Raw genomic sequence first — 12163 nt, forward strand, 5'->3', positions numbered from 1 at the left:
CCCGGTGGCGGCGGCGGTCGTCCCGGTGGTCCCGGTGGCGGCGGCGGTCGTCCGGGTGGCGGCGGCTTCGCCGGCCGTCCCGCTGGTCCCGGTGGCGGTGGCGGCGGTTTCGCCGGTCGTCCCGGTGGTCCCGGTGGCGGTGGCGGCGGTTTCGCCGGTCGTCCCGGTGGTCCCGGTGGCGGTGGCGGTCGTCCCGGCTTCGGCGGTCGTCCCGGTGGTCCGGGTGCCCGTGGTGGCACGCAGGGCGCCTTCGGCCGTCCCGGCGGTCCCGCGCGTCGCGGTCGCAAGTCGAAGCGGCAGAGGCGCCAGGAGTACGAGGCCATGCAGGCCCCGTCGGTCGGCGGCGTGATGCTGCCTCGCGGCAACGGACAGTCCGTCCGCCTGTCGCGCGGTGCGTCGCTCACCGACTTCGCCGAGAAGATCGGCGCCAACCCGGCGTCGCTCGTCGGCGTGATGATGAACCTCGGCGAGATGGTCACTGCCACGCAGTCCGTCTCCGACGAGACGCTGAAGCTCCTCGCGGACGAGATGAACTTCATCCTCGAGATCGTCAGCCCGGAGGAGGAGGACCGCGAGCTTCTCGAGTCCTTCGACATCGAGTTCGGCGAGGACGAGGGTGGCGAGGAGTTCCTCGTCGCGCGTCCGCCGGTCGTGACCGTCATGGGTCACGTCGACCACGGTAAGACCCGCCTCCTCGACACCATCCGCAAGACGAACGTCGTCGCGGGCGAGGCCGGCGGAATCACGCAGCACATCGGTGCGTACCAGGTCGCGACCCAGGTCAACGACGAAGAGCGCAGGATCACCTTCATCGACACCCCGGGCCACGAGGCGTTCACCGCCATGCGTGCCCGTGGTGCGAAGTCGACCGACATCGCGATCCTCGTGGTGGCGGCCAACGACGGTGTGATGCCCCAGACGATTGAGGCGTTGAACCACGCCAAGGCGGCCGACGTGCCGATCGTGGTCGCGGTCAACAAGATCGACGTCGAGGGCGCCGACCCGACCAAGGTGCGCGGTCAGCTCACCGAGTTCGGTCTGGTGGCCGAGGAGTACGGCGGCGACACGATGTTCGTCGACATCTCCGCCAAGCAGGGTCTGAACATCGACTCCCTGCTGGAGGCCGTGGTCCTGACCGCGGACGCCTCGCTCGACCTGCGGGCCAACCCCCAGCAGGACGCGCAGGGTATTGCGATCGAGTCCCACCTCGACCGCGGCCGCGGTGCCGTCTCGACGGTCCTGGTCCAGCGCGGCACGCTGCGCATCGGCGACACGATGGTGGTCGGCGACGCGTACGGCCGTGTCCGGGCGATGCTCGACGACAACGGCAACAACGTCGAGGAAGCGGGTCCGTCGACCCCCGTCCTGGTCCTGGGTCTCACCAACGTCCCGGGCGCCGGCGACAACTTCCTCGTCGTCGACGAGGACCGTACGGCCCGTCAGATCGCCGAGAAGCGCGCGGCGCGTGAGCGCAACGCCAACTTCGCCCGCCGGGGTGTCCGGTTCTCCCTGGAGAACCTGGACGAGGCCCTCAAGGCCGGTCTGGTGCAGGAACTCAACCTCATCATCAAGGGCGACGCGTCCGGTTCGGTGGAGGCTCTCGAGTCCTCGCTGCTCCAGCTCGATGTCGGCGAAGAGGTCGACATCCGCGTCCTGCACCGCGGCGTGGGTGCGGTCACCGAGTCGGACATCGACCTGGCGACCGGCTCCGACGCGATCGTCATCGGCTTCAACGTCCGCGCTGCGGGCCGCGCGGCGCAGATGGCGGAGCGCGAGGGCGTCGACGTCCGGTACTACTCGGTGATCTACCAGGCCATCGAGGAGATCGAGGCGGCCCTCAAGGGCATGCTCAAGCCGGAGTACGAGGAGGTCGAGCTCGGCACGGCGGAGATCCGCGAGGTCTTCAAGTCGTCCAAGCTGGGCAACATCGCCGGTGTCCTGGTCCGCTCGGGCGAGGTCAAGCGCAACACCAAGGCGCGCCTCGTCCGCGACGGCAAGGTCATCGCGGAGAACCTCACCATCTCCGGTCTGCGTCGCTTCAAGGACGACGTCACCGAGCTCCGCGAAGGCTTCGAGGGCGGTATCAACCTCGGAAACTTCAACGACATCAAGATCGACGACGTCATCGCGACGTACGAGATGCGCGAGAAGCCGCGTTCGTAACCAGCGGTGGTTCATGCCGGCCGGGGGTGACTTGTTCACCGCCGGCCGGTGTGGCCGTTCCTGGGGGCTGCGCCCCCGGGCCCCCTGCAAAACAATCCCGTCGAGGGTGTCCGCCTTTCGTTGTACGGTTCTGATGTTCCTGCCCCGGGCTGTGGGCAGGCCATCTATCCCGTGCCGGCGGGTGAACCGGATACACACATGTATGTGGGGACTCTGTCCTTCGATCTCCTGCTCGGCGACGTACGGTCGCTGAAGGAGAAGCGCTCCGTCGTCCGTCCGATCGTGGCCGAGCTGCAACGCAAGTTCGCGGTGAGTGTGGCGGAGGTCGACCATATGGATCTGCACCGCCGGGCCGTGATCGGGCTGGCGGTGGTGTCCGGTGACACGGGGCATCTGACCGACGTACTGGACCGGTGCGAGCGGCTGGTCGCCGGGCGCCCCGAGGTGGAACTGCTCTCGGTCAGACGGCGGTTGCACGGTGACGACGACTGACCGGTCGCAGAGACAATTCAAGAACCAGCAGTAACGCAGAACGAGCTAGGAGACGGACCAGTGGCCGACAACGCGCGTGCCAAGAGGCTGGCGGACCTCATCCGAGAGGTGGTGGCCCAGAAGCTGCTGCGTGGGATCAAGGACCCGCGGCTCGGCTCACACGTCACCATCACGGACACCCGGGTGACCGGGGACCTGCGGGAGGCGACCGTCTTCTACACGGTGTACGGGGACGACGAGGAGCGGGCGGCCGCCGCCGCGGGGCTGGAGAGCGCCAAGGGCATCCTCCGTTCCGAGGTCGGCCGTGCCGCGGGTGTGAAGTTCACGCCGAGCCTCACCTTCGTGGCCGACGCCCTCCCGGACACCGCCAAGACCATCGATGACCTCCTCGACAAGGCGCGGGCCTCGGACGCCCAGGTGCGCGAGAGCGCGTCGGGGGCGAAGTACGCCGGTGAGGCCGACCCGTACCGCAAGCCGGACGACGACGAGGACGACGCCGCCGAATGACCCAGCAGCGCCAGAAGAACACCACGCCCGACGGCCTTGTCATCGTCGACAAGCCGTCGGGCTTCACTTCGCACGACGTCGTCGCCAAGATGCGCGGCATCGCCCGGACCCGGCGGGTCGGGCACGCTGGGACGCTCGATCCCATGGCCACCGGTGTGCTCGTCCTGGGGGTGGAGAAGGCGACCAAGCTGCTCGGTCACCTCGCGCTCACCGAGAAGGAGTACCTGGGGACCATCCGGCTCGGGCAGACGACGGTCACCGACGACGCCGAGGGCGAGATCACGGCGTCGGTCGACGCGTCGAAGGTCACCCGCGACGCCGTCGACGCCGGTGTGGCCGAGCTGACGGGCCAGATCATGCAGGTGCCGTCCAAGGTCAGCGCCATCAAGATCGACGGCGTGCGCTCGTACAAGCGGGCCCGGGACGGCGAGGACTTCGAGATTCCCGCCCGGCCCGTCACCATCTCCTCCTTCGCCGTGTACGACGTCCGGGACGCCGTCGCCGAGGACGGCACCCCGGTGCTCGACCTGGTGGTGTCGGTGGTGTGCTCCTCCGGGACGTACATCCGGGCCCTCGCCCGCGACCTGGGCGCCGGCCTGGGCGTCGGCGGCCACCTCACCGCGCTGCGCCGGACGCGCGTGGGGCCGTACAAGCTGGACTCCGCCCGGACCCTGGACCAGCTCCAGGAGGAGCTGACCGTGATGCCGGTCGCCGAGGCCGCCACGGCCGCGTTCCCCCGCTGGGACGTGGACGACAAGCGGGCGGGACTGCTGCTGAACGGGGTCCGGCTGGAGATGCCCGAGGAGTACGCGGAGCGTGGGGCGGTCGCCGTCTTCGACCCCACCGGGCGCTTCCTGGCCCTGGTGGAGAGCCAGAAGGGCAAGGCGAAGAGCCTGGCCGTCTTCGGCTGAGGGCAAGCCCAGGGTGTTTTCAGGGGCGCGGGGAACTGCGCGATCAACCACCCACGACCCGCACCGAACACCCCGCAAGCGCCCGAGCTCTCACGCGGGGGGTTCCAGGGGCGAAGCCCCTGGCCCGGCCGGTACCGGCAGGCCCCCGGCGCTCAGCGGCTGAACCCAGCGGAGCGGCGGGGCCTGCTGTTCCCGCCGCTCCACGGTCCCCCCTCGGTTCCCCCACCCAGAGGTGTATCCATCTGCTCGGGGCTATTCACCCCTTCGTGCAGGCGCTCGGAGTGAACCGAGGGAGCGGAAGGGGGCGCGTTCGCCGGGCCATCTGTTCCGCTGATCTTCACGTGCCTACCGTCGGACGGAACACAGGTACGACGGGGAGGTCAGGACATGGCAGTACGGGGCCGTCGGGCAACCGACGACGGCCGCCGGGCGGCGCGGGACGAAGTCCTGGTGCTGGTCGGCGATCTGGCGGGACGACCGCGCGGCACGGGCTTCGTGGCCGATCACCAGGGCACGGTCGTCACCAGCCACGAGGCGGTGGACGGGCTGGCCCGGATCATGGTGCACGCCGGCGGCGACCGCGTCTGCGTGGTGGCCTCCGACGCGGTGACCCCGCTGCCCGCCCTCGATCTCGCGCTCATCCGCACCGAGGGGCTGGGCGTGGACCCGCTGCCCTTCGCGCTGCGGGACGAGGTCGAGACGGGCGCGTACGTCCGCATCGCGGCCGGCGGCTGGCGCGAGGCACGGGTGCTGGGCACGGCGGACGTCACGTACACCGCGACCGACGGCGCCCATCTGCTGCAGGGCGCCCTGGAGTTGGCGATCGGCACGGCCGGCAGCGAGGCGCTGCGGCTGGGTGGGGGAGCGGCCGGCGGTCCCGTGCTCGACATGACCACCGGGGCCGTGGTGGGCGTGCTGGGTACGGCGCTGGAGGCACAACACCGGGCGACCGGCTTCGCCGTACCGCTGCGCGGATGGCGGGCCCAACAGCCGCTGGCGGAGCTCCTCGCGCGCAACGCGGCGACCGTGGCCGCGTACGGGACCGATCTGAACCTGGCCGGGGTGCTGGAGCTCACGGCCACCACCGTGGGGTCGGACGGGCCGGGGGTGGGCGCCGGGGCCGATCCCGTCGAACGGGTCGATGTAGCCAGGGAGTTCACCGCCTTCGCCGACGGCCCGGCCGCCGTCCTCGGCCTCGTCGGCCCACCCGGCAGCGGCCGTACGACAGAACTGGCCGCCCTGGCCGACAGACGCGGCCGGGGCCCCGAGCCCGCGCCCACGCTGTGGCTCCGCGGGGCCGACCTCCTGGCCGACGACAACTCCGTGGCGGACGCGGCGCGACGCGCGCTGGAGCGGGCGGGTCGGATCGTGGCGGCGTCGGCGGCGCCGAGTTTTGCGGGGGAGCGGGGCATGGCGGCGGGGTCGGCCGGGACTGAGGGGCCTGCTGGGTCTGCTGGGGCAGGGGCGTCGGCAGGGTGGGCTGCCTCGGACTTTTCGTCCGCCTCTGACGCCTCTGACGCGTCGGCTGCTGCGGGCGCCTGTGGTGGTGATGGGGGCAGTTGGGGTTCTCCTGGCGGTCCTGACGCGTCGGGAGAGCGGTGGGCAGGGGTGGGGCGGCCGTGGCTGCCCGGTCGGTACGAGGGCGAGCTGGGGGAGATTCGGCCGGAGCGGCTTGCCCGGCTCGCCGTGGCGGAGGGGCGGCCCATGCTGTTGCTTCTCGACGGGCCCGAGGAGATGCCGCCGACGCTCGCGCACCGGCTGGCCGAGTGGACCGCCGGCACGGTCGAGTGGCTGCGGGCGAACGGGGCTCGGCTCGTGGTGGCCTGCCGTGCCGAGTACTGGGAGCGGGCCGGGGCGCAGTTCCCGGCGGAGCTGCTGCACGGGGAGGTGCCCGGCGGAGGGGGGCCGTTGCTGCCTGCCTGCGTGGGGCTGGGCGATTTGACGGAGGGTGAGGCCCGGCGGGCCCGGCTGCGGTACGGGATTCCCGAGGAGGCGCTCTCCGTGGCCGACGCCCGGCATCCCCTCACCCTGCGGCTCCTGTCCGAGGTACGGGCAGCGCTGACGGAGGCCCCGTGCGGGCGGCCCGGCGAGGATGGCGCCTTCGCCGGACCGCCCGGCGGGGGCGCAGCAGGGGGCGGCCGGTCGGGAGCGGAGAAGTCGGGACCCGGCGGGCCGGGGCGCCACGGGCCGGGAACCAAGGGGCCGGGATCCCACGGGCCGGGGGCCTCTCGAGGGGGTGCCGAGGGGGCTTCGGGAGGAGGCGCCGGTACGACGGGGCCCTCCTCCGGTACGGGAGCCTCCTCCTTCGGCCCGGGAGCCTCCTCCTTCGGCATGGGGGCATCCTCCTTCGGCACGGCGGCGCCCTCCTTCGGCACGGGGGCATCCTCCGATGCCTCGGGCCGACCCGATCGGGACGAGGTGGTGGCCGCCTACCTGGATCTGATGTGCCTGCGCGTCGCCGTGCGGCTCGCCGCGGTGAACGGGGTGCGGGGCACGGCCGTGCGGCGGCTCGCGGCGCAGGTCTCCGGGCAGGTGCACGAGGCGGCCCGGCGGTGTCTGGGGCCCGGGCAGGGGGAGCTGGACCGGGCTGCGTTCGAGGCGGTCTTCCCCTGGGGGCCGGTGCCGGGGCGGCGGCTCGGCGGCACCACCGGCTGGGCCTCGGCCGTGCTCACCGAGGGGCTGCTCGTCCCGGCGGGCGACGGCTACCGCTTCGCCCACGAGGAGCTGGCCGACTGGATCCAGGGCGCGCACCTGGACCTCGACGCGGCCCTGCACGCGCTGGTGCACCGGGGCTGGGTCGCCCAGGCCGAGGCGCGGCGGGGCTGGGGCACGATGCCGTCGGAGGTCCGCGTCCGCCGCCAAGCCCGCCGGGCCACCCGTGACCTTCCCGTGCCCCGCCACCGCATCGGTCCCGTCGTCCACGCGCTGCTCCTCCTCGGCCGACAGCAGGGACCCACCGAACTCGCCGGGCGCCTGGAGGAGTTGCTCGACGCCCTGGACGCACTGCTGCCGCCGGGCGACCCGGCACCCGACGACCCGACCTGGTGGGCCACCCGTCTCCTGGCCGAGGTCCTGCTCCGGGTCCCCGACGCGACGCCGTACACCCGGGTGCTGCGGTTCCTCACCGAGCGGATCGGGGCCTGGCGGGGCCAGGGCCGGGGCGTACCGGCGGCGTTCGGGCCGGACTTCTGGGCGTCGCTGCCGCTGCCCGAGGCGGAACGGTTCGACCTGCTGCGACGCCTCGTCGTCGCCGACCCGGCCACCGGCGACGGGCCCCGCTGTCTTGACGTGGTCTCCCATCTCCTCGCGGCCGGCCCCGCCGCCGTGCAACCGCTCCTCATCCGCTGGTTCCTCGACGACACCCCGCTGGTCGCGACCCCCCACGCCACCGTGGCGACGGCCGCGCAGGCGCTGCTGCACACACATCGGCGGTGCGCCCCGGACGACCTGACCGAGGCGCTGGTCGACAGCGCGCACCGGCGCGGCGACGAACTGCTCGCCGTACTGTCCGAGGAGGAACCCTCGGCGGTGTGCCGGGCCGTCGACCGGTGGGCGCACGACGAGTGCCCGGCGCGGCGGGTCGCGGGGCTCGCGTACGGGCTGCGGACCGCTCCGCATGTGCGCACGGAGGCCGACCGCGAGCTGCTCCGTTACGCGGCGCTCGCCCTGCTGGGCCGCCCTGCCGACGTCACCCTGCACGGCGGCGCCCTCGCCCTGCTCGTCCGCGATCCGCGGACCAGGTCGCGGTACCTGCCGCAGGCGCTGGAACGCTTCGCGGCCGGTGATCCGCAGCTGCCCGCGAGCGCCCTGGCCACCGCCCTCGCCACCCACCCGGACCCGGTCCTGGACGCCTTCCGCGCCAGGCTGCGGACTCCGGGCGCCGGGCGCTCCGACGGGGAGGCCCTGCGCACACTCGCCGAGGTCACCACACCCGGCCTCGCACGCCGCGTCACCACCCTCGTTCGGGAGGTCGTCGAACTGCGCAGCGAAGTGGCCGGCCACGTCGCCGCGTACGTCGACCGCAGGCTGGAGCACGGTCCGGGCACTCGCGCCGTACTGCTCCCGCTGGTCAGCGGTCTCATCGTCGACGGCCCCGTGCAGGTCCGCGCAGCCCTCGCGGCGGTCTTCGCCGAGCCGGGCACCCCGGCCTCCGGTCCGCTGCGGCGTGAACTGCTCGACCTGCTGATGGCGACCGAGCGGGACCCGTCCGTCCTGGACACGCTGCTGCGGGCGGCCGCCGCGCGCGGAGTGACGGCGGACACGGGGGACACGGCGGATACGGCGGATACGGGAGACACCGCGGCCACCCGGTTGCTGGTCCACCGGGTCGGGATGCTTCTCATCCGTACGCCCGAGGGGGCCACCCGTTTCGACTGGGCGCTCGTCGACCTCGCCCGCCATGTGCCCGGTTTCGCGGGGCTGGTGGCCGGCTGGCTCAGCGGCACGCCCCAGGAGTGGGCGGCGGTGGTCGGGCCGAGCACACGGCGGATGATCGAGAACCTGGCGGGGGTACCGGGGGTGCGGGTGCCCGCGTGAGAAGGGGTCGAGTTCCGTGCTCCGGGTCACAGCCCGGATGCCGATGCGGGCCGAGGCCACCGGGCATGGCACCCTTAGACCTGCGCAAGGGTTAGGCGTCAATACGGACATGGGTTCGACGAGGAGCGGTCACAGTGCAGCGCTGGCGTGGCTTGGAGGACATCCCCGAGGACTGGGGGCGCAGCGTCGTCACCATCGGTTCCTACGACGGGGTGCACCGCGGGCACCAGCTGATTCTCCGGCACGCCGTGGAACGCGCGCGTGAGCTGGGCGTTCCCTCCGTCGCCGTCACCTTCGACCCGCACCCCAGCGAGGTACTGCGCCCCGGCAGTCACCCCCCGTTGCTCGCCCCGCACCACCGCCGCGCCGAACTGATGGCCGAGCTGGGCATGGACGCGGTGCTGATCCTGCCCTTCACGACCGAGTTCTCGCGGCTGTCGCCGGCCGACTTCGTCGTCAAGGTCCTGGTCGACAAGCTGCACGCCAAGGCCGTCGTCGAGGGCCCCAACTTCCGCTTCGGCCACAAGGCCGCCGGAGACGTGGCGTTCCTGGCCGAGCAGGGCAAGACGTACGACTTCGACGTCGAGGTGGTCGACCTGTTCGTCACCGGTGAGGCGGGCGGCGGACAGCCGTTCTCCTCCACCCTGACCCGGAGGCTGGTCACCGAGGGCGACGTCGAGGGCGCGCGCGAGATCCTCGGTCGCCCCCATCGTGTCGAGGGCGTCGTCGTACGCGGCGCCCAGCGCGGCCGTGAACTGGGCTTCCCGACGGCCAACGTCGAGACCCTCCCGCACACCGCGATCCCCGCCGACGGCGTCTACGCCGGCTGGCTGCACGTCGACGGCGAGGCCATGCCCGCCGCGATCTCCGTCGGCACGAACCCGCAGTTCGACGGCACCGAGCGCACGGTCGAGGCGTACGCCATCGACCGCGTCGGACTCGACCTCTACGGCTTCCATGTCGCCGTCGACTTCCTCGCCTTCGTGCGCGGCCAGGCGAAGTTCGACTCGCTGGACGCGCTGCTCGTGGCGATGGGCGAGGACGTGAAGAGGTGCCGGGAGCTGATCGGGGCGTATCAGGGGGAGTAGCTGGCCCCCGAAGCCTGGATGTGGAAAGTCTGGATGTGGCAGAGGGCCCGTACCGTTCGTGGATCGTGAACGGTACGGGCCCTTTGTCGTCTTGCCGTGCGGCCGTGGGGGTTACTGCTGCGGCGGTGCCGGCGGGTAGGGCTGGCCCTGTTGCGGCGGGTACGGCCGGCCCGGAGCGGGTTGACCTGGAGCCGGTTGGCCGGGGTGGCCGAGGTGGCCGTAAGGCTGCGGGGCCTGGCCGGGGGCCGGCTGACCCTGGTACGGCTGGCCGGGATACGGCTGGCCCTGCTGCTGCGGCGGGTACGGCTGCTGACCGGGCGTCTGCTGGCCCGGCATCGGCGGGGCGACCACCGGCGGCGGGTTGCCGTCCGACGTCCACAGGCCGTGCGACTGCTGATGGCGGGCGATGTCCTCGGCGACCATCGCGGCGAGCGTGAAGTACGACTCCCGCACCTTCGGCCGCATCATGTCGAGGTCCAACTCGGCGCCTGCGGACAGGTGTTCGTCGAAGGGCACGACGACGACACCGCGGCAGCGCATCTCGAAGTGGGAGACGATGTCGTCCACCTTGATCATCTTTCCGGTCTCGCGCACCCCCGAGATGACCGTGAGGGAACGCGCCACCAGGTCCTGGTATCCGTGCGCCGAGAGCCAGTCCAGCGTCGTACTGGCGCTGCTCGCACCGTCCACGGACGGCGTCGAGATGATGATGAGCTGGTCGGCGAGGTCGAGCACCCCGCGCATGGCGCTGTAGAGCAGGCCGGTGCCCGAGTCGGTCAAAATAATCGGGTACTGCTTGCCGAGGATGTCGATCGCGCGCCGGTAGTCCTCGTCGTTGAACGTCGTGGAGACGGCGGGGTCGACATCGTTGGCGATGATCTCCAGTCCGGAGGCCGCCTGCGAGGTGAACCGCCGGATGTCCATGTACGAGTTGAGGTACGGGATCGCCTGGACGAGGTCGCGGATGGTCGCCCCGGTCTCGCGCCGCACCCGACGGCCGAGCGTTCCGGCGTCCGGGTTGGCGTCGATCGCGAGGATCTTGTCCTGCCGCTCGGTGGCGAGCGTCGAGCCGAGGGCCGTGGTGGTCGTGGTCTTGCCCACGCCGCCCTTGAGGCTGATGACCGCGATGCGGTAGCAGGACAGCACCGGCGTCCTGATCAGCTCCAGCTTCCGCTGCCGCTCGGCCTCCTCCTTCTTCCCGCCCAGCTTGAACAGTCCGCCTCCCGACGACGGACGGCTGCTCTTCGCCTTCTGCTTCTTGCTGTTCAGCAGCCGGTCGGACGACAACTCCACCGCGGCCGTGTAACCGAGCGGTGCCACACCGGGGTTGGTGGGCTGCCGCTGGTCATGCTGCACGGGCTGCGGCCAGGCGGCGCCGGTGCGGGGGTCGACGGGGGCGGAGGGGTGGGGCTGCCCTCCGGGCTGACCGGGGTGGTCCGGGTGAACTGCGTGTCCGGGCTGGCCGGGGAAGGGGGGTTGGGGATGGCCGGGGTGGCCCGGGTGCGCGGGATGGCCGGGCTGAACGGGGGGCTGGGGGAAGCCGTAGCCGCTCTGGGGAGCAGGCGAGTTGGGCGGGCCCTGGGGGGCCGGGGCTGGTGCGCCGGGTGCACCAGGGGTGCCGGGAGCGGCGGAGGGCGGGAAGCCGTAGCCGGCTTGAGGGGTGGGGGCGCCCGGGGGGTTGGGGTGAGGGGTGGGGGTGCCCGGGTGTGCAGGCTGTCCGGGCTGTCCCGGCTGGGCCGGGGGTTGGGGGAAGCCGTAGCCGCCTTGTTGGGGGATGGGTGCCTGTGGGGATACGGGTGCGCCGGGGTGCGGGAAGCCGTAACCGGGGGTGGGCTGGGCGGGGGGTGCGGTGGGCGTGGGGGTGGCAGGCTGTCCGGGCTCGGCCGGGGGTTGGGGGAAGCCGTAGCCGCCTTGTTGGGGGATGGGTGCCTGTGGGGGCACGGGCCCGCCGGGGTGCGGGAAGCCGTAGCCAGCGGGGGAGGGGACGTTGGGGGCCTGCGGGGGTGTGGGGCCCGGGGTGGCCGGCGTACCGGAGGCGTTGAACACACCGGGTGACACGGGGGCACCGGGGGTGCCAGGCGCAGCGGGGGCGCCGGGCACGGCGTCGACGGGGTTGCCCCAGGCCGCGGGCGCACCCTGAGGGGCCTGCGGGTGGAACGGCTGCTGCTGGGGAACGGACGGTTCGCCCTGCGCGGCAGCCGGCTGCTGGCCGGGCATCTCGGGGTACGCGGGAGCCGCCGGCGCGGACGGGGGCCACTGCGCTCCCGGGGCAGGTGCTGCCGCCTCGGCGAGCTGGAACGCGGGCGGCAACGGCGGAAGCCCACCCTGCGGCGCCGGCGGCGTCCAGGCGGGAGGCGTCTGCGGTACGCCACCGGGGGTACCCGGAGCGGGCGCGGCGGGCGCGGCGGGCGCGGCGGGCGCGGCGGGCGCGGCGGGCGCGGCGGGCGCGGCGTCCTGGGGCTCGCG

At 72.9% G+C, this 12163-nt stretch carries 7 protein-coding genes; 6 read left to right on the top strand and 1 reads right to left on the bottom strand.

Annotated features, from left to right (window positions below; genetic code table 11):
* The 6 genes from infB to ACFU53_RS41885 form a co-directional block, all read left to right on the top strand.
* Window positions 1-2163 (top strand): translation initiation factor IF-2 (gene infB / locus ACFU53_RS41860; protein ID WP_384004964.1); only part of this gene is annotated, 2163 nt, incomplete at its 5' end.
* A gap of 198 nt (window positions 2164-2361) precedes the next feature.
* Window positions 2362-2655, top strand: coding sequence for a DUF503 domain-containing protein (locus ACFU53_RS41865; RefSeq protein ID WP_055543214.1), 294 nt, complete (start codon window positions 2362-2364; stop codon window positions 2653-2655).
* 60 nt (window positions 2656-2715) lie between these two features.
* Complete coding sequence (rbfA, locus tag ACFU53_RS41870; protein ID WP_384004966.1) at window positions 2716-3162, top strand: 30S ribosome-binding factor RbfA; 447 nt, start codon at window positions 2716-2718, stop codon at window positions 3160-3162.
* Window positions 3159-4073, top strand: coding sequence for a tRNA pseudouridine(55) synthase TruB (gene truB / locus ACFU53_RS41875; RefSeq protein WP_384004968.1), 915 nt, complete (start codon window positions 3159-3161; stop codon window positions 4071-4073). Before rbfA ends, truB begins: the two co-directional genes overlap by 4 nt.
* A 387-nt stretch (window positions 4074-4460) precedes the next feature.
* Window positions 4461-8609, top strand: a complete 4149-nt coding sequence (locus tag ACFU53_RS41880) for a trypsin-like peptidase domain-containing protein (protein WP_384004969.1) — start codon at window positions 4461-4463, stop codon at window positions 8607-8609.
* 134 nt (window positions 8610-8743) lie between these two features.
* On the top strand, window positions 8744-9697 hold the full coding sequence (locus tag ACFU53_RS41885; protein WP_384004971.1) for a bifunctional riboflavin kinase/FAD synthetase: 954 nt from the start codon (window positions 8744-8746) through the stop codon (window positions 9695-9697).
* A 111-nt stretch (window positions 9698-9808) separates the two neighbouring features.
* On the opposite strand, the gene ACFU53_RS41890 is transcribed toward ACFU53_RS41885, so the two are convergent.
* The coding region (locus tag ACFU53_RS41890; RefSeq protein ID WP_384004972.1) for an AAA family ATPase at window positions 9809-12163 on the bottom strand (2355 nt) is incomplete at its 5' end.

The sequence above is a fragment of the Streptomyces sp. NPDC057474 genome, assembly GCF_042802555.1.
Classification (GTDB): Bacteria; Actinomycetota; Actinomycetes; order Streptomycetales; family Streptomycetaceae; genus Streptomyces.

Bases quoted from the DNA above. Each gene is read 5' to 3' on its own strand.
- ACFU53_RS41865 (WP_055543214.1), top strand. From the start codon at position 2,362: ATGTATGTGGGGACTCTGTCCTTCGATCTCCTGCTCGGCGACGTACGG.
- truB (WP_384004968.1), top strand. From the start codon at position 3,159: ATGACCCAGCAGCGCCAGAAGAACACCACGCCCGACGGCCTTGTCATC.
- ACFU53_RS41880 (WP_384004969.1), top strand. From the start codon at position 4,461: ATGGCAGTACGGGGCCGTCGGGCAACCGACGACGGCCGCCGGGCGGCG.